This window comes from Pseudoalteromonas rubra (assembly GCF_005886805.2).
GTDB lineage: Bacteria > Pseudomonadota > Gammaproteobacteria > Enterobacterales > Alteromonadaceae > Pseudoalteromonas > Pseudoalteromonas rubra_D.
In genome coordinates this window covers 1198082-1216248 of sequence record NZ_CP045430.1, presented here as the reverse complement: position 1 = coordinate 1216248, position 18167 = coordinate 1198082, and the positions used below count along the sequence as shown (strand labels likewise).

The 18167-nt window shown below is 49.4% G+C and carries 13 protein-coding genes; 6 read left to right on the top strand and 7 right to left on the bottom strand.

Features of this window, described 5'->3' with window-relative positions; translation table 11 throughout:
• The first annotated feature begins 45 nt into the window (after positions 1-45).
• The 3 genes from CWC22_RS23895 to CWC22_RS23885 all read left to right on the top strand — a co-directional run bounded on the left by CWC22_RS23895 (position 46) and on the right by CWC22_RS23885 (position 3921).
• Entirely contained in the window at positions 46-2217 is a 2172-nt protein-coding gene (locus CWC22_RS23895) for a malate synthase G (protein ID WP_138539222.1), read from the top strand.
• 162 nt (positions 2218-2379) lie between these two features.
• Positions 2380-2766 (top strand): hypothetical protein, encoded by a 387-nt coding sequence (locus CWC22_RS23890; RefSeq protein WP_138539221.1) that lies wholly within the window; start codon positions 2380-2382, stop codon positions 2764-2766.
• A 264-nt stretch (positions 2767-3030) separates the two neighbouring features.
• On the top strand, positions 3031-3921 hold the full coding sequence (locus CWC22_RS23885; protein ID WP_138539220.1) for a putative DNA-binding domain-containing protein: 891 nt from the start codon (positions 3031-3033) through the stop codon (positions 3919-3921).
• Positions 3922-3932: 11 nt separating this feature from the next.
• Here the strand turns inward: CWC22_RS23885 and CWC22_RS23880 are convergent, their stop codons facing one another.
• The 5 genes from CWC22_RS23880 to CWC22_RS23860 form a co-directional block, all read right to left on the bottom strand.
• Positions 3933-5609 carry a tetratricopeptide repeat protein gene (locus tag CWC22_RS23880; protein WP_138539219.1) on the bottom strand — a complete coding sequence of 559 codons (1677 nt, stop codon included), beginning with the start codon at positions 5607-5609 and terminating at the stop codon, positions 3933-3935.
• A gap of 227 nt (positions 5610-5836) precedes the next feature.
• Positions 5837-6814: a universal stress protein gene (locus CWC22_RS23875; RefSeq protein ID WP_138539218.1), complete on the bottom strand. Its 978-nt coding sequence runs from the start codon at positions 6812-6814 to the stop codon at positions 5837-5839.
• Entirely contained in the window at positions 6801-8525 is a 1725-nt protein-coding gene (locus tag CWC22_RS23870) for a cation:proton antiporter (RefSeq protein WP_138539217.1), read from the bottom strand. Before CWC22_RS23870 ends, CWC22_RS23875 begins: the two co-directional genes overlap by 14 nt.
• A gap of 460 nt (positions 8526-8985) precedes the next feature.
• Complete coding sequence (locus CWC22_RS23865) at positions 8986-9432, bottom strand: Hsp20 family protein (protein ID WP_010381388.1); 447 nt, start codon at positions 9430-9432, stop codon at positions 8986-8988.
• A gap of 549 nt (positions 9433-9981) precedes the next feature.
• A complete protein-coding gene (locus CWC22_RS23860; RefSeq protein ID WP_138539837.1) occupies positions 9982-11226 on the bottom strand; it encodes a hypothetical protein in 1245 nt (414 codons plus the stop codon).
• Between the two features lie 160 nt (positions 11227-11386).
• On the opposite strand from CWC22_RS23860, the gene CWC22_RS23855 reads away from it, so the two are divergent.
• Both CWC22_RS23855 and CWC22_RS23850 read left to right on the top strand, forming a co-directional pair.
• A complete protein-coding gene (locus CWC22_RS23855) occupies positions 11387-14278 on the top strand; it encodes a tetratricopeptide repeat protein (protein WP_138539838.1) in 2892 nt (963 codons plus the stop codon).
• A 6-nt stretch (positions 14279-14284) separates the two neighbouring features.
• Positions 14285-14689: a hypothetical protein gene (locus CWC22_RS23850; RefSeq protein WP_138539839.1), complete on the top strand. Its 405-nt coding sequence runs from the start codon at positions 14285-14287 to the stop codon at positions 14687-14689.
• A 105-nt stretch (positions 14690-14794) separates the two neighbouring features.
• Here CWC22_RS23850 and CWC22_RS23845 read toward each other — a convergent pair whose 3' ends face one another.
• Together CWC22_RS23845 and CWC22_RS23840 are read right to left on the bottom strand one after the other, a co-directional pair.
• A complete protein-coding gene (locus CWC22_RS23845) occupies positions 14795-15241 on the bottom strand; it encodes an Hsp20 family protein (protein ID WP_010381388.1) in 447 nt (148 codons plus the stop codon).
• Positions 15242-15551: 310 nt separating this feature from the next.
• Positions 15552-17129, bottom strand: coding sequence for an alkaline phosphatase D family protein (locus tag CWC22_RS23840; RefSeq protein ID WP_138536924.1), 1578 nt, complete (start codon positions 17127-17129; stop codon positions 15552-15554).
• A 202-nt stretch (positions 17130-17331) separates the two neighbouring features.
• On the opposite strand from CWC22_RS23840, the gene CWC22_RS23835 reads away from it, so the two are divergent.
• Positions 17332-18096, top strand: coding sequence for a substrate-binding periplasmic protein (locus CWC22_RS23835; protein WP_164517531.1), 765 nt, complete (start codon positions 17332-17334; stop codon positions 18094-18096).
• Positions 18097-18167: the final 71 nt, after the last annotated feature.

Sequence of the window (18167 nt, the reverse complement as noted above, 5' to 3'; positions counted from 1 at the left end):
CTTATTTTAAAGTGACCCGTTCAAACCCGATCAAGGATCACTCACATGAGCTCTCATATTTTACAGGCCGGTTTACGTATCGATACGCGCCTGTTTGACTTTGTCGATCAGGCGCTGTTGCCTGGCACCCGAATTAACGCAGACGACTTCTGGTCTGGCTTTGCCAATATTATTCGTACGCTCACCCCCAAAAACCGTGCACTGTTGGAAAAGCGCGATAAATTGCAAAAGCAAATTGATGACTACCATTTAGCCAACCCTGGCTGGGATGCTGAAAAATATCGGACATTTCTGACCGACATAGGTTATTTGGTGCCTGCGGTTGAAGCACAGAGCATTACCACAGCGCAGGTTGAACCCGAAATTGCCCGTATCGCCGGTCCTCAGCTGGTGGTGCCTGTGAGTAATGCTCGCTTTGCATTGAATGCGGCAAATGCCCGCTGGGGCTCTCTATACGACGCACTCTATGGTACCGACGTACTATCCGAAGAAGACGGCGCGGAGCGCGCGAGTGCTTACAACCCGGTGCGCGGCTTTAAAGTAATGGCTTATGGCCGCCAATTGTTGGATCGTATGTTGCCGCTTGCGCATGGCTCTCATATTGAAAGTACCAACTACGCAGTGGTTCAGGGTGAGCTGATCATCACGCTCAATGACTCCAGTCAGGTTAAGTTGATGGAGCCCGCACAGTTTGTCGGATATAACGGACAACCACAGAATCCGATGGCACTGTTGTTTAAGCATAATGATCTGCATTTTGAGATCCTAATCGATCCTCAGGATCCGATCGGAGAGGCTGATAAGGCCGGGATCAAAGACATTATTCTGGAATCGGCCCTGACTACCATTATGGATTGTGAAGATTCAGTGGCTGCGGTAGACGCCGAAGATAAAGTGCAGGTTTATCGCAATTGGCTGGGCCTGATGCAGGGCACGCTCAAAGAGGTGTTTGTAAAAGGCGGTCAATCCGTTGTGCGCTCGCTAAACGCAGATAAGACATACCTGACGCCTGATGGAGGATCGCTTACGCTCAAGGGCCGGGCGATGATGTTTGTGCGTAACGTGGGTCACCTGATGACCACGCCGGCGATTTTAGACGAGCAAGGAGAAGAAGTCTTTGAGGGCATTGTTGACGCGGTGATCACCGCAACTGCGGCGCTGCATGATCTGCACGGTGATGGTGCACTGAAAAACTCCAGTGCGCAAAGTGTCAATATCGTTAAACCCAAAATGCATGGCCCCGAAGAAGTTGCCTTTACCGGTGAGTTGTTCGATGCCGTTGAAGAGTTGCTGGGTTTGCCTGCTAATACCCTGAAAATGGGGATCATGGATGAAGAGCGCCGTACTTCGGTTAATTTGCAGGCCTGCATCAATGCAGCTCAATCCCGTGTGGTGTTTATCAATACCGGGTTTTTAGACAGAACCGGCGACGAAATTCACACTTCGATGCTCGCAGGTCCGGTATTGCCTAAAGGCGAAATAAAAGCCCAACCCTGGATAGCAGCTTATGAAGATCGTAACGTAGATATAGGCCTGGCATCAGGGTTTGTCGGTAAGGCACAAATAGGCAAAGGTATGTGGCCGATGCCAGACAAAATGGCGCTAATGATGGAGCAAAAGCTAGCTCACCCTAAATCCGGTGCGAATACCGCCTGGGTGCCCTCACCCACAGCTGCCACCTTGCATGCGATGCACTATCACGATGTGAAAGTGGCCACATTACAACAGCAAATTGCACAGCGCCAGATGGCGAGCCTGGATGATCTGCTGACACCGCCATTGCTGGGTGAGCGCCAGCTAAGCGAAGAGGATATTCAGACTGAACTGGACAACAACGCGCAGGGCATTCTGGGTTATGTGGTGCGCTGGATTGATCAGGGCATTGGCTGTTCTAAAGTCCCTGACATTAATCACATCGGCCTGATGGAAGACAGAGCGACTCTGCGTATTTCCAGTCAGCACATTGCCAACTGGCTGCATCATGGCATTTGTACCGAAGAACAGGTTAAGCGTACGTTTGTCCGTATGGCGACCATTGTTGACGAGCAAAATAGTCATGATCCTCACTATGTGCCTATGAGTGGCGAAAATATGGCGGACAATCTGGCGTTTTCGGCTGCCCTGGCGTTAGTGCTTGACGGTAAGGCACAACCGAATGGTTACACTGAACCTCTGTTACATGCGTACCGACGTCAATATAAGCAACTTGCTCAGTAGGATATATGGTTGGTTTGGGTAATAGAGTGTAAAGGGGCTTTACGCTCTGTTGCCCGGCAAAATGTCAGCAGATGTAAGATTGCGTCAGATTTATGTCATAACCCGTTGTATTATTTTAGTGCAGTGCATACTCTTACCTGAAAGTGATAAATATGGATGATAATGACTATGTTGTCAGGGAAATACACCTTAGCAGGAATCAGTGCTGTGTTTTTGTCGGGCTGTGTTTTTGTGCCTCATACCGAAGTGAGTTTTGATGAGTATTGTGGCGTTTACAAAGAATCTACCAGTATCAAAATGGCGCCGCGTGCCGCCAGTAACCTGGTCGCTCACGAACTCGAACTGGCAGGTGGTCTGGCACTGGCTTTGTCCAACGGTGTGGTTAACGCACAAGAACATCAGGCTTATAAAGAGGCCTGCCTGGCAAATGGCATTGATATAGACGCCGAGCGCAAGCTGAGTGCTGATACCTCTGTGCCTCAATCAAAGCAGCAGCATGAATGCGACGAGCACGCGTCTGATTTATGTGAGATTGAACGACGCCGCTGATCCGGCTTTTTATTGCCGTGACTTTTTCCTTCCGATTCTTCTTTAGCGCCACCAGCTTATTTTGACGTCTGGCGTATCAGTGTGTCTGATATCAAACGCCAATAACCCGTCGCTTGACTGGTTTGAACTCTAAGACAAAGAGACGCAAAGACCAGAACCCTTTGATAGTTATGGGTTAGTGAATATTGGTGCTATTTTATACGCTGATGGTATGGGAAATGCATCAACACTCAGACCTAGCACACAGTTAAAACCGGTAGCAAAATGACGTACTCAACCCCGGAGCTCAGCCAGTTGCAGTACTGGTTGTCTCATGTTTCAAATTCTCATGGTGATGTGTCACAAAAGTGGCTCACATCTGGCCTGTCTTTAAAACAAGGCGCTAAAGCAGCATCTCATTTAGCCGCAGAACATCAACAGCAAACGTATTCCGCAGCACATGCAAAGCGGCTGAAGGCGTGTCTGAAAGATGAATTTAGTTTGCTATGTGCCTTGATGGGCGAAGATGTTTTTGACGTGTTCGCCAAGGCATGCGTGATGGCTTTACCATCTCAGGCCTTGACCTTTCATACTTTGGGTAAAGCGTTTGTACGGTTTTTGGCTAACTCCTGGCCGCAAGGTAAATTCAACGCCAGCCAAAGTACGCTGTTTGAGGTGTATGTGGAGCTGGCCCGTTTTGAACGTGCCAAAGCCGAAGTGCTGGCTGCCAAAGGATCTGAGCAAATTCCACCAGCAGAATTCGCACTGAACGAGTTTGAACTGCTGGGCGGCGGTGCATCACTGAACATTATGGTGCCTGACTGTGTGCGTTTACTGGTGAGTGAGTACGATATACTCCCCCTATTATCTCAGCTGGAAAATCGTCAAACGAAAGGCGCCGAATCGCCTGCCATGCCAGCCAGAGAAACCCGTTATATTGCCCTGACCAAGCAAAATGGCCAGCTGATCGCCCAACCTTTGACTCACTGGCAGGCAGATCTGTTAAGTCATTGCAATCATGCGGCCTCGTTTGAACAGGCGCTGGCACACAGCGCCCGTCGTCAGGGGATGGAACCAGCTGTACTCAGAGCGCGAATGGCGATGTGGCTGCCAGTCGCCGTCGCCAGTGGCCTGTTGGTGGTTGAAACGGCAAAACGTCCGACAGCAACCACATAGGAGCTCTTCTACTACTTATAAGCGCAGCGTGAGGGGCGAATATCCAGCTTTGCAGAAAACTTGCTGGCTAATTGGTGGCGCCAGTACGGTGCCATCATCTCTTTGTTGGGGGCTTTAGGGCCGAGCGTCACGTACTCAATCGGGGCCAGATGGTCGTCTCTGTGCAGCTCCAGATACAAACGCGGGGCAGTGCCTGTGGCAAAGTCCGGGTCCTCGCTTTTAATTTCTTTTGCACCATAGTCCAGATGCGAGACGATCACTCTGTGTTCCTGCTCATCTTTATAGTTGGCATCTTTTAACAAATAAGGCAGCGGGCCAAGCAGCCAGGCAAGTATTTGCAGCTTTTCGGGCGTCGGGTTCTTACCGACAAACTTAGTAATTTCTTTTTTCAGCTTTGCAAAGAGTGAACTTACTTTGTTTTCGTCATCATCTTCAAACTCAAATTGATCTTGCACGTAGAGCACTCGGTAAAACGCAGCACTTTCCTGTGGTGATTGACCTGTATTAGCAAATGCCTTTTTTGCTTCTAACTGTTCGGAGAAAGAACCCTGTTCCTCTAATAAACGATAATTGAAAAAGTCTTGTGGGTTAAAGGTAATGGCGCAGCCACAGGCATCATCATTTAAATGATTCTTGCTGTAAAAACGCCACATGTTCAGGTTATCGCTCTTGGGTAAAAAGCAGCCTATGAAAACAGGATTCCCTTCTATTGGCTCATAACCTAGTTCATGCCAAAGTAGTTTGCCTTCATTGGGATCATTTACAGCATTAATATGTCCCAGCCTGAAAGGGCTTTTTTCAAGTAAAATTGCTTGGCCTACTTCAAATGAGGTGTAGTGGGTCATTGAGAGGTTTTTACTGACTTCAAGATAGGAGAGTATTTCCTCTCTCAAGGTACTAATCGACACTGATTTTTCGAAGCGCTCTGCTCTATCGCAGAGTTCATAGGCTTCAAAGCTTAGTTCGGTGTCTTTAATGTCTTTAACTACTTGCTCGCACAGAGTTTTTACCTTTGTAAAGCTTTGAACAACCACTCCCCCTTCAAAGTAACAATGGGCCAGCAAGATTAGAGCGCGGGGGTGTTCTTGCTTCGCGGCTAACTTGTAATATTCGACGGCTTTCTTACAATTTTTTCTGACACCTTTGCCGAACTCATACATAAAACCCAGATTGCACTGACTGAGTGCATGTCCCTGCTGCGCAGCTAACCGATAGTAATGAACTTCTTTCTTATCACTTTGCGCTATGCCTTTTCCATGTTCGTACATAAAGCCCAAGTTGCATTGGGCATCGACATGTCTCTGCTCTGCGGCCAACTGGTAGTATTCAACTGCTTTTTCATTACTTTGCGCTACGCCTACACCATTTCTATACATCACACCCAAATTGTACTGACCATTTGCGTTTCCCTGCTCTGCAGCTAGTTGATAGTATACAAACGACTTCTCATCACTTTGCGCTATGCCTGTTCCTTGTTCGTACATAAAGCCCAAGTTGCACTGGGCATCTGCGTATCCCTGTTCTGCGGATAGTCCAAACCAATAAGCGGCTCTCTCATAATTTTGCTCGACTCCCTCACCAAAATAATAGGCATCGCCCAACTCATTTTGTGCCTCGGCATCGCCACTTTGGGCTTGCTCATACAGTGCTTGGATCTCTGGGGATAGTTCGGGATTGTGTTCTGACATCAATATTCCTTTTAAACTGCTTAACCCCGCATGATTCTGATATGGGGTTTTATACCTTTATTAAACGGTATTTTGTGATGTATGACAATGGGATAGCTTTTGCCCATTGAGTACAGTTTGACTGTACGAGGATAAAAGCTCGATAGCAGTATTGGCGTCGGCGAAGTGAGAAAAGCCAGAAAAATGGCCCACGACTCGTCAGCCGGTGGACCACAGAGTTAACCTGGTTACTTGATTGGCGTCTGAAAGCCTTTGGGCTTTATGGCCAGTATGGAGCACTGGGTTTGCTCCAGTATAGATTCGGCGGTGTTGCCTATGATCAAACCCGGAATGCCGACACGGCCGACTGTGCCCATCACAATTAAGTCGATTTGGTGTTTTTGTGCCAGCAGGGGGATCTCTTTGCTGGCTTTGCCTTTGACCTGATGCAGTCTGGGTTGCAGGTACTGAACGGCAGACTTGTCGAACCGTGCATCCATTTTTGTCACCAGCCGGGCTAGCTTAGTGGCACAGTCTCTGCGCCCCTGTTCTACATAGTCATCCACCTGTTCGTCCGACTGATGGGCAAAGGTGCCGTAACGCAGCCAGTCTTCGGCGTAAGCATCCCAGGCGCTGCCCACATGCAGCTCAGACAGCTCAGGCAGGCTTAACGACACGCTGTATTCCATCACGGCCTGATTGAGTTTGTCCTGCACTTGTTCATCATCCAGCTCTCTGAAGCTGTCGTTCACGTCGACCGTGGCCAGGATCTTGCCAAAGGCATCAAGCTGGCCGGGTTTTAGCATCAATACGGGATAGGGGCATTTGCGCAATAAGTGCATGTCTTCACTGCCAAGCATGCGATCCATCCAGTCTGCGTCTTCGGCGCATTTTACCACCAGATCGCATTGTTCATCGATCGCGCGCCTGATGATCTCGATAAAGCCGATCCCGGTGCAAACGATGATATTGGGATCCTGGTCGTTATCCTGTGCTTTAACTTTCGCATCGATAGCGGCCCGCTTATTGGCAAGCAGCTCAGTAAGCTTACTGGCATACTCCGCTTTACTGGTAAAGAAGGTGCGCCAGTGTTTGACCTCTTTCAGTACTGAAATAAAAGTGATGTCTGCCTGATTATCTTGTGCGAGGCGGAGCGCCTGTACCACGGCGGCGTCCATTGTTGCTTCTGGGTCTACCACACATAAAATTCTGTTAAATCGTGTCATTATTCACCTCTGTATGAGTGCTGGCTGGGGTCGCTGCTTTTACCCGCTCTACCGCCCGTTCAGCGGCGTCATGAAATGGCATCAGTACCAGGGTTGCGCCTCTTTCTTCTAACAGGGGTTGGTCATGCTGGTGCTGGGTTGAAATGGCAATACCGCCGCTATAATGTTGTTGTTTCAACCCATCCAGTAGCGCCAGACGGGGGTCTTCATGTGTTACCCCCAAATCATGTTGTGGCATGGCTGATACCACCCACTTAACACCTTGTAGCGGCAGGTCGTTCACAAAAGCTGGATCACTGGCATCGCCATACATCACCAGGTGGCCATCGTTGCGCCAGCGTCTGACTTCGTCGGGGTTAAAGTCCACAGCCAGCAGACTGAATCCTTCTTTTTGCAGGTAGTGAGCCAGTGCCTTACCGTAACGGCCAAGACCAAACAGAATGACATCGTAAGCCTGCTCAGACGAGGGCTGGTTTTCCAGCGCAGCTTCTCTGAATGGCTGGTCGCGTTCAAACACACTTAACCAGCGTTCCAGCTTGTTATACAAACCGTGAGAATAGGTGATCATATATACCGACATCGCGATAGTGATCAGGCCCACCAGCGTGACCAGTCCTAAAGAGTCGGCTGTGACATGACCTATGGTGAGTCCCATGGCCATAAAGATCAGGGAGAACTCACTGATCTGTGCGACGGTTAATCCCGCCAGAAAGCCGGTGCGTTTGCGATAGCCCATAAGCCCCATGATCACCATCACAATAATTGGGTTGCCAATTAACACAAATAAAGAGAGTATCAGCGCTGGGAAAACTTGTGAGCCAAGTAAGCTGAGATCCAGCTGGGTGCCCAGGGCGATAAAGAAAAACAGTAACAGAAAGTCGCGTAATGAGGCTAAGCGGGCAACAATGGCTTCTCTGAATGGGGTAGATGCCAAAGAGATACCTGCCAGCAGGCCGCCCAGCTCTTTACTAAAGCCCAGTTGGCTGCCTATCGCCGCCAGTAAGGTGGCCCAGCCGATAGCAAAGGTGATGAGTAGCTCCTGAGAGCGTGCTATTCGGCTGACCAGTGGCGTTGCCAGATAGCGAATAAACACCAGGACAAATGCCAGCATGATCAACCCATAAAGCAGTACACTGCCAACCTGAGCCAGGGCGGATTGCGTGCCGCCCGACTGTGCCCCTATGCCCATGGCCGAGAGCACCATCATGGCCAGTACCACTACTAAATCTTGAACTATCAAAAAGCCCACAGCTATGCGTCCATGCAGGGAGTCGACTTCGCGTTTATCGGATAGCAGTTTAACTATGATAATGGTACTGGAGAAGGTCAGCGCGACGGCCACATACACAGCGGTAACGGTATCCAGCCCCAGCATTTTTCCGAGTACAAAGCCAATGGCAGAGGTAAACGCAACCTGTCCCAGTCCGGTGGCCAGTGCGACCGGCCCGAGTGTGCGAATGAGTTTAAGGTCGAGCTTAAGGCCAACCAGAAATAGCAGTACAGCAATGCCCAGTTCGGCAAGCAGTTCTATGTGTGCATGGGATTGAACAATATTCAACGCCGAAGGACCGGCTATCACCCCTACGGCAATAAAGCTGACAATCATAGGCTGGCGCAGCAACACGCCGATAAAACCCAGTGCCGCGGCTAATACCACCAGCGCAGTGAGTTCATAAAAAGCAGACAGGTGGATAAAACTCAGATCTGGCATTGCACCTCCTTTTTTCACGTTCAATGGCTTACAAGCGTGATCTTGATGGTCGTCAGCTTCACAACTCACCACGCAAAAATCAATCTAAGTTCCGGGTATCTACGCTGACTATGTTCTACATCAAAATAGCAACAGAAATGCGCCGTGGCATGGGTTTTATAGTATGAATTTACCGTATTTATAGGCAGTTATACTCGAAGTGTTATGAATCTGATTGGCCCGCAAAAGAGCCACATGAGTGGTGGTGTTTATTTGATGATGGCCTGGGCTGCATTGATTTGGGTGCTATTCTGGGTTGGGTTTTGAGTTGAAAAAGTCGCACGTCGTAATAACTATTACCGATTTGATTTGGCGTTACGAGGTGTCATAAGCATAAAAAAGCCGCCCTTTCGGGCGGCTGGTGGGAATTCAACAATGTAATAAAAGGAAAAGGGAGTGAGTAATTACTACTCTTCAGGTATTAACCTTCAATCAGCTTACCGGTGCCAATTTCAATTTTTCTTGGCTTTAACGCTTCCGGTACTTCGCGCTCCAGGTCAATCAACAACAGGCCGTTTTCAAGCGAAGCGCCAATCACTTTTACATGATCGCCCAGCTGGAATTTGCGCTCAAAGTTGCGCTCGGCAATGCCCTGGTGAATAAACTTTCGGTCGGTTTTGTCTTCTTTATTTTGCTTCTCGCCCTTGACGCTCAGCGTGTTGTTTTCCGACTCCAGCGATAACTCCTGCTCCGTAAAGCCGGCCACCGCCATGGTAATCTGGTACTTGTCTTCAGCTAAGGCTTCGATGTTGTATGGCGGGTAGCTGGGCTGTTTTTCGCTGCTACGCTGCGCCGCATCCATCATAGATGCAAGGTGATCGAAACCGATGAATGAACGGTAAAGGGGTGATAAATCTACTGTACGCATAATCGTATCCTCATAAAGCGATAATTAAGCCATTTACTCTTTGCAATAAACCAGTAAATAGCGGGTTTTTAATTCTAACATTACTTAAATAAAGACTTTTAAAACAAAGTCTTAGTTTGGTTTTGGACCCTGTCGGCGTCCTCACAAATCTATCTATGGCCGGGGCAAACGCTTTTCAAGGAAGTTTTTTGAAAAAAGTTTGAGTGTTTTTTATGTCTCTGATTTTAATTGACTTTTATTTTTGGTTATTTGCTATGGATCTTTGCTCAGGTCAGCCACCGTTTTGCTGCGAGTGGTTCCCGGCCCGGCTCAAGGCCGGTATGACGGAGGCGAAGCCGAGATGATGGAGGCTACTCGTTATTATTCTCAAGCGGGGGCGCCGAGCCTGCGACGATACTTAATCGTTAAAGCTGGGAGTAAAGTACGTCCCTGTAGTTATGTCCATCGCGCATCCGTGCGCTCATCTCCTCAAGCTGCGACGATACTTAATCGTCGGTCTTTCGTCGCCCATCCAGGGCTCGCGCCAAGCCACGCTGCGGTGATAATTAATCACCGGTCCTGGCTTGGCCCCCAAACATTTGTGCGGAATTTTAGGCCTGCGCCTATGCTGGCATCCGGGGTGATGAACAGTTGGCTCGGGCGGGCTGTTGGGTCTTGCCAGTTATGGTAGAGCGGGATAAGGCGTTCCTTGATCATATTTTCAAGCAAATGATTCACAAAGAGGTTTTTACCCGGGAAAGCCGGGAATTCGACTTCGTTTTCATCGTGGCGCAAAGCCGAAGAGGAAATAGGATCATAGTCAGTGCGGAAGTTGATCACATTACGCAGGCGCATGGTGTTAGCGAAATAACGGGCATAAGTGTCGATTATCTTTGTACCAGGTGAGGCAAAAACACGGGTTTGAATGCCAGTGCGTACGCCTGAGTCGACTGCGGTATAGCCGCCGAGGCTATGGCCGGTTAGCACTACATTATGGCTATTTGTCGTTTCGGGTATTTGATAGCCGGTGGCAATAGATGCCTGATTGGGTGGATACTGATCCAAAATGCGCTGACAAAACTCATACGCAGTGCGTTGCCAGGCGATGTCGGTTTCGGCCAGGTTAGCAAAAAATAGTTTAAAGTCTTCGTACAGGTCACCGGTGTTAAACGGATTGGTACCCTTGTAGGCAATGATGACTTCTTCTTCCAGATTTTCAGATGCAATGGCGGGCACTTTGACAGCGAAGGCATAAACGCCGTCTACATTGAGCAATGAATCAATAATCTCCAGCTTACCGTTTGTCAGCATTAACTTTTGATACAAAGGGTCATCATGATAGGCAAATGAGCCACCGGGTTCCAGGCTGTAGGCATAGGCTGAGGCAAACGCATACCGCAACACCTTGTTGTAGGCTATCACATCCGGGCTGGTGCTGATTTCCTTGGCCTGTGAAGGCGTGAGCACGGGGTATTCCCAGCCGACACTGCGGTCTGAGGCAAACAAGCTGATGTTATTACTGTACTGAGGACCAAATTGCTGTGCCAGAGTGACCCGGCTTAATTCCTCAAGGGTCGCCTGTGCCTGGGCATCGCTGACCTCAACGCCGTTGATTTTATCTACCACAAAATAGTTGCCGTAAATGGCAGTGAGCGCGTTATCGTGCCAGTGTCCCTGCAATTTTGCATAGTCATCGCCTGCCAGCATCCAGTGTTTCTTCACCAGTTGTGAGCGGGGTATAAAGCCCGTATGTATGCCATAACTTTGTACAAAGGTGGTGTCTTGTTTGGTGGTCAGTGGGGTTGAGTCCAGCATAGTTATCCTCCCGGATTGTGGTTTCCGAGAGCAAGTATGGAACACAATCTGTGGTGTGCCAGTTACACGAGCTTACAGAGCTGGGTAAAAATTTAACCCTTGCCTGAGCTGCATTGCTGAAATAGCATTAAAAAGTAAGCAGCAACCAGGGAGAGTGGATATGGCTGAGCGCAGCGTGTCAGTGCAGGGCAGTGCCAATCAGAGCATTATTATTACCGGCGATCATAATCAGGTGGGAGGCGCGGTGGAATTTCGCATTCCGCTGGTGCGCCATCATACCCCTGCCCGGCGGCGTCGAGGTCCGCAAACCCCACCGAATGTGCTTGATATTCTCAGCGCGCACAACAAAGCACTGAAATTGCTGGGCCGGGGGCACGAGCTAAAGTTACTCAATGAATGGCTAAGTGACGACAGGGATATTTCCGTCTTTGCCATCACTGCCTCTGCAGGCAGTGGCAAAACGCGACTGGCCATTGAGCTGTGCGAACAGGCAGAGCAGCAACCGGGTTGGGCAGCGGGTTTTGTACGTAGCGACGACTTGGCACAGCTGGCGCATGCCTTTAAATTTGCCCAGGCAAACTGGTCTCATTCTTTATTGCTGGTGGTTGATTACGCCGGCGCCAATGCGAAGGCACTGGCGCAATGGCTAGATGCCCTGTCTCAGCTCGACGAGCTGGCCGATGGCATCCGGGTGCGTATCTTGCTGCTGGAACGCGAAGCCAGTAAAGAGGCCGGTTGGTGGCACACGTTAACAGGCTCCGCTTTAGGCAGCGACCAGGCGCGGCTTGACCTGTTTATTCAGCACGAGCCCTATGCACTGGCCGGGCTGAGTGATATCACCATCAGGAGAGCTGTATTGTGTGCAGCACTGAATGCTGCGCAAGCGCTGGTGTCGAGCCCTCGAGCCAGCGCAATCCCCGAAGCTAATGAACAAGCCGACTTTGATACTGCTCTGGCCGACCCGCAATTTGGTAATCCACTGGCGCTGGTTATGGCCGGTATTCTGTGCCGGGACATGTTGCCGCGCGCGGCTTTATCATTGCATTATCTGGCCGCGGCCGAAAAACTGGCGCAGCGAGAAATCGACCGCTTTAATAAGTGTTTTGGCGAAGGGGGCGATGCCACTAAGCTGGCTCATTGCCTGTGCTTTCATTTGCTGTGTGGCGGTCTCCATATTGCCGATATGCGCCAGACACTCAGCGCTGAGTTGATCGCCATGGGCTGGCACAGTCCAAGCCTGGATAAAGAGTTACTGGCGTTGCAGCAGGCGTTTCCGCCAGCGGAAGACGGAGACGAAACAGTCAGACTGTCAACCACTCAGCCAGACCTGATCGCTGAGGCCATGTGTATACAGCTGCTGCAAAGTGACAGAGAGCGAAGCTTAAAAGCGCCCGACATCCTGGCTCGTACCCTTGAATACGGTCAGGAGCTGGCCGCCGCTACGCTGGTTCGTCTGTTACAGGATTTTGCCTGTCCGGTCAGCCAGCTAACCGATCAACAGGCCCACTTGTTAAAGTGGGCAGAGCAGTTGGTTGATGATAGCCGACACAATTTGGAGCTGGTAGAGTTACTCAATGATGCCATACCGCACAGCTCTATCGCTCTGGCAGAATTAGCCTGTAAATTGGCAACCATCTCATATCAGCAAGATCTGGTTCTTGCCGAGCAGCAGACCAGTGAGATCGTGTTATCCAGATTAGCCATGTCGCTGAACACGCTTGCAAACCGACAAAGCAACTTGGGTCAACGTGAAGCCGCACTGACCACTGCGCTTGAAGCTGTTGAGCATTGTAGAGCGCTCACTAAGACTCGCCCCGATGCCTATTCGGAACATTTGGCTATTGCTCTGAATAATCTTTCTAATCGGCAAAGCGCTTTGGGTAAGCACGAAGCCGCTCTGTCCTGTGCGCTGGAAGCAGTTGAACACTTCAAAGCACTCAGTCAGGTGAACCCTAGTGCTTTCTTATCCAACCTGGCTGCGGCTCTGAATACTCTTGCTAATCGGCAAAGTAGACTAGGCCATCGCGAAGCAGCCCTTACCAGCGCACAAAAAGCTGTTGAACTAAGAAGAAGGCTGGCTCAGGACCATCCCGGTGTCTATTTGCCAAACTTAGCGGCTTCACTGAATAACCTTGCTAACCGGCAAAGCGATCTGGAACAGCACGAAGCGGCGCTGGCCACAGCGCTGGAAGCTGTTGAACTAAGAAGAAAACTAGTTCAGGCTCACCCTGATACCTATTTGCCCAATCTGGCCACGGCTCTGAATAACCTTGCTACTCGGCAAAGCTCGTTGGGCTTGCACGAAGCGGCCCTGACCACCGCAATGGAAGCCGTTGAACACAGCAGAGCACTCGCTCAGGTGAGCCCCGATGCCTTTTTGCCCAATCTAGCCTCTGTACTGAATAATCTTGCTAACCTGCAAAGTGAGTCTGGCCAGTGCGAAGCCGCGCTGGCCTCCGCAAAAGAAGCTGTTGAATTGCGTAGAGTGCTAACTCAGAAGAGTCCCGATGCCTTTTTGCCTGACCTGGCTATGTCACTGAACAATCTTGCTAGCCGATACAGCGAGCTGGGCGAGCACGAAGCGGCCCTAAACACTTTGCGGGAAGCCGTTGAATACTTCAGTTCGTTGGTTCAAACGAGTCCCGATGTTTATTTGTCTGACCTGACCATGTCACTGAATAACCTCGCAGTCTTACAAGGCGAGCTAGGTCAGTACGAAGCCGCCCTAAACACTTCGCAGAAAGCCGTTGAACACTTCAGTTCGTTGGTTCAAATGAGTCCCGATATTTATTCGCCTGACCTGGCCATGTCACTGAATAACCTTGCAGTCTTACAAAGCAAATTAGGTCAGCACGAAGCTGCGGTGGCTAGTTCGCAGGAAGCTGTACAGCTATTTTCTCCCTACTTTCTTAGATGGCCAGAGGCGTATGGATCGAGGGTAAAATTGATGCTGAGCAACTACCTTGATTATTGTGAGGGCGCAGAGCAGGAGCCGGATATTGAACTGGTAAACCCAATTATCGAAAAACTCAATGAATTAAAACAGGAGTAATATCCCATGACAGACAGGACAATACAGGTGGGTGGCAATGCCAATGGCGCGGTGATAAACACAGGTGATCAGAATCAGATTTATGCCGCTCCCAACATCACAATGCCTGAGCCCCAGACAGTGGATATTCAGCGGGCGCTGGGTGAGTTAGCCACAGCGTTGGGTGAGCTTGGTATTGCGCAGTCGCGCAAACTGAATAATGCGCTGGAGGAGGCACAAGAAGAAATCGAACAGGCGCAGCCTGATAAGGTTGAGGTAGCGGAGTCGCTGGCCCGTGCGGCTAAAATAGCCAAAGAGGCTGAAAGCTTTGCCAGCCATAGTGAAAAGTTGGTCGAGCGTTTTACTCCGGTGCTGGGCTGGTTAGGTCCACATGCCACACGGGTGGCCGAGGCACTGGGCGTGGCAATTTAGATAATCTCTTACAGCACACAAAAAAGCCGCCCTTTCGGGCGGCTGGTGGGAATTCAACAATGTAATAAAAGGAAAAGGGAGTGAGTAATTACTACTCTTCAGGTATTAACCTTCAATCAGCTTACCGGTGCCAATTTCAATTTTTCTTGGCTTTAACGCTTCCGGTACTTCGCGCTCCAGGTCAATCAACAACAGGCCGTTTTCAAGCGAAGCGCCAATCACTTTTACATGATCGCCCAGCTGGAATTTGCGCTCAAAGTTGCGCTCGGCAATGCCCTGGTGAATAAACTTTCGGTCGGTTTTGTCTTCTTTATTTTGCTTCTCGCCCTTGACGCTCAGCGTGTTGTTTTCCGACTCCAGCGATAACTCCTGCTCCGTAAAGCCGGCCACCGCCATGGTAATCTGGTACTTGTCTTCAGCTAAGGCTTCGATGTTGTATGGCGGGTAGCTGGGCTGTTTTTCGCTGCTACGCTGCGCCGCATCCATCATAGATGCAAGGTGATCGAAACCGATGAATGAACGGTAAAGGGGTGATAAATCTACTGTACGCATAATCGTATCCTCATAAAGCGATAATTAAGCCATTTACTCTTTGCAATAAACCAGTAAATAGCGGGTTTTTAATTCTAACATTACTTAAATAAAGGCTTTTAAAACAAAGTCTTAGTTTGGTTTTGGACCCTGTCGGCGTCCTCACAAATCTATCTATGGCCGGGGTAAACGCTTTTCAAGCAAGTTTTTTGAAAAAAGTTTGAGTGTTTTTTATGTCTCTGATTTTAATTGACTTTTATTTTTGGTTGGTAAGGCTAAAAAGTGGCACGGATGCGCCCTGATAACGCAAAAGTGCCAATTGTATTTGTTATTAAACCAGTTTGGCTTTGCCTGCCTTAACGGTATAACGTTTGCCAATATGCGACTGGTCATTTTTAAAGCCGACAAACGGCACATGGTGCCAGCTGGCGTTGAGCTCGTCCCGAGTGATGTCCAGGGTTACAAAACCGCGATTGGCGAGGTCGACATAGCGGATGTGAGGATTCTCTGGGATCAAAATTTTACCAACATCACCTACCAGCTGCTGCAAGCCCGGTACCGGAATAGATGGTGATGTCACCGAGGAAGTCACGATCTCTACTGCGATGGCCCCTTCATGAGTGAAGCGGTTGTATTCGTGCCAGTCATAAGGGTTTTTACAGATGTTGGCGGCCCAGGAAGAGTGTACGTCACCGGTTAAGAATACCACGTTATCTATCTGGTTTTGTTCGATAAAGTCTAACAGGCGATGACGTGCGGCCGGGTAACCGTCCCAGGCATCACCATTAATGGGTTTACCCAGCATCTGAATTTGCATCATCTGCACTTGCTGGCCCAATAACTTCCACTGCACGCCATTTTGTTTAGCCTCAAACAGGTTGTCGTATAACCATTGCTCCTGCGCATAACCCAGTAAAGTTCGCGATTCATCAAGTCGGGCAGGATCTTTGATCTCAACTTGCTGATCGCGACCGATCAGGCGAGTGTCGAGCATATTCAGATCCAGCAAAGATCCAAACTGGAAGCGGCGATAAGATCGTTCCCGGTTGTTATCGCTGGGTTCACGGATCGGCATCCACTCATAATAGGCTTTAATGGCAGCCGCTTTACGGGTTTGCCAGTCACCCTCACCGTCATTGTGGTTCTCTGCCCCGCCCGACCAGGTATCGTTGGTGAATTCGTGGTCATCCCAGATACAGATCATCGGGTGAGTCTGATGCAGGGTTTGCAAGTCTTCGTCAGTTTTATAACAGGCATGACGAACCCGGTAGTCATCCAGGGTCACCATTTCGTGGGCGGGCTGAACTTTACGATTCCATAAGAACGGGTTGCGGTACACATCTTTATTGCCGTATTCGTACAGGTAATCACCAAGGTGCAGCACCGCATCCAGGTCTTCAATTTCGGCGATACGTGCATACACGTTAAAGTAACCATAGCTAAAGTGCGAGCAGGATGTCATGGCCAGTTTTACCTGGCTAACATCGTAGGCTGGCAGCGTTTTAGTCCGGCCTGTTGGCGAGATAACTGGCTCATCCAATTCATCGATGATAAAGCGATAAAAATAGCGAGTATCAGGTGCCAGCCCGGTTGCATCGACCTTAACGGTAAAGTCGCGTTGTTTATCGGTGATTTCATAGCCCTCAGCAATCAGGTGAGAAAACTGCGGATCTGCACTAACCTGCCAGAGTGCTTTGACACTGAGTGTATTCATATCCACCCGCTCCTGCACTTCAGGTGGAATGGTAATGCGGGTCCATAAGATCGCTCGATCATCCAATGGGTCGCCACTGGCAACGCCATGGCTGAACGGGCTCTGAGAAAAAGTACAGCCACTCAGTCCTAAGGTAAGGGGAACAGTTGACAGCATTAGGCTGGTTTTAAAGAAATCGCGACGGGATAGGCTCATAAGTAAATACTCTAATTATCATTTTTGGGCCGTATTTAAACGTGTTCATGTTAATTTTATACAACAAAAATATTACATTTAACCAGTGAGGTGGCCAATCTGACATCTTTGATTTAAAACTGGCGCGATAATGGCTATAACTAAAAGATACAGGTCAGAGAATAAGCAGGTGAGAGTGATTGGTATCAGGTTGTATCTCAGAATGTGGTGTTTTTTTATTGCCGGTGCTTTTTTTTATGGGTCACAAGTCAGTGCACAGCAACTGTGTACCAGCGAAGTTAAAATTGGCGTCGTCGCTGACTGGCCGCCGCTGACAGCGGTCGATGAGCGTGGGGCGTACGGGTTGGATGTGGAAATAGCACGTAAGGTGTTCGCACAGCTGAACATGTGCCCTCGATTTTTGCGCTTGCCTACCTCTGCCCGAAGTTTAGATCAGCTGGGTAAGGGGACGGTCGATGTCTTATTGATGGTCAGTTATGTACAGGAACGTGCTGAGTTAGGGGTGTTTTCAGCCCCCTATCGCTGGGAAAAAATGCGACTTTTTTCATTGCGTCAGCCCCGTATGGCCATTGATTTAAAAGCTTTGTTGCGGTTGGGCTATCGTATCGGCCTGAGCATAGGTTCTTATTATGGTGATGAGCTCAAAAATCTTGCCGAAAACCCCAATTTTGGCCATTTGTTGGTGGGGATTTCTGGCAGCCCTCAGCGTATTGAAATGTTGGCAAAAAAGCGGGTCGATTTCATCATCGAAGACGAGATACTCGGGCGTTTCATGGCGCGTAAGCTGGGCATTAAAAACTTTTATATTTGGGACTATCCAGTCCACAACAACCAGGTGCATTTTTTATTGCGCAAAGGGTTGTTCGATGCAGCACAATTGGCGCGTTTTAATGGCGCAATAGAGCGCCTTCGTCCAGATATCGATGAGTTGGTTGAGCGCTATACCCATCACAGCGTGCCACGCTGAGCAGTGTGAAATGCGGGGTAATATCAACACCGCTTTATTGTGGTCTACACTAAGGAAGCTAATGGAGCCGC

Excerpts from the sequence above, each read along its gene's own strand:
- CWC22_RS23865 (WP_010381388.1), bottom strand. The coding sequence starts at position 9,432 with ATGCGTACAGTAGATTTATCACCCCTTTACCGTTCATTCATCGGTTTC.
- CWC22_RS23895 (WP_138539222.1), top strand. The coding sequence starts at position 46 with ATGAGCTCTCATATTTTACAGGCCGGTTTACGTATCGATACGCGCCTG.
- CWC22_RS23860 (WP_138539837.1), bottom strand. The coding sequence starts at position 11,226 with ATGCTGGACTCAACCCCACTGACCACCAAACAAGACACCACCTTTGTA.
- CWC22_RS23875 (WP_138539218.1), bottom strand. The coding sequence starts at position 6,814 with ATGACACGATTTAACAGAATTTTATGTGTGGTAGACCCAGAAGCAACA.
- CWC22_RS23855 (WP_138539838.1), top strand. The coding sequence starts at position 11,387 with ATGGCTGAGCGCAGCGTGTCAGTGCAGGGCAGTGCCAATCAGAGCATT.
- CWC22_RS23850 (WP_138539839.1), top strand. The coding sequence starts at position 14,285 with ATGACAGACAGGACAATACAGGTGGGTGGCAATGCCAATGGCGCGGTG.
- CWC22_RS23890 (WP_138539221.1), top strand. The coding sequence starts at position 2,380 with ATGACTATGTTGTCAGGGAAATACACCTTAGCAGGAATCAGTGCTGTG.
- CWC22_RS23840 (WP_138536924.1), bottom strand. The coding sequence starts at position 17,129 with ATGAGCCTATCCCGTCGCGATTTCTTTAAAACCAGCCTAATGCTGTCA.
- CWC22_RS23880 (WP_138539219.1), bottom strand. The coding sequence starts at position 5,609 with ATGTCAGAACACAATCCCGAACTATCCCCAGAGATCCAAGCACTGTAT.
- CWC22_RS23885 (WP_138539220.1), top strand. The coding sequence starts at position 3,031 with ATGACGTACTCAACCCCGGAGCTCAGCCAGTTGCAGTACTGGTTGTCT.
- CWC22_RS23845 (WP_010381388.1), bottom strand. The coding sequence starts at position 15,241 with ATGCGTACAGTAGATTTATCACCCCTTTACCGTTCATTCATCGGTTTC.
- CWC22_RS23870 (WP_138539217.1), bottom strand. The coding sequence starts at position 8,525 with ATGCCAGATCTGAGTTTTATCCACCTGTCTGCTTTTTATGAACTCACT.
- CWC22_RS23835 (WP_164517531.1), top strand. The coding sequence starts at position 17,332 with ATGTGGTGTTTTTTTATTGCCGGTGCTTTTTTTTATGGGTCACAAGTC.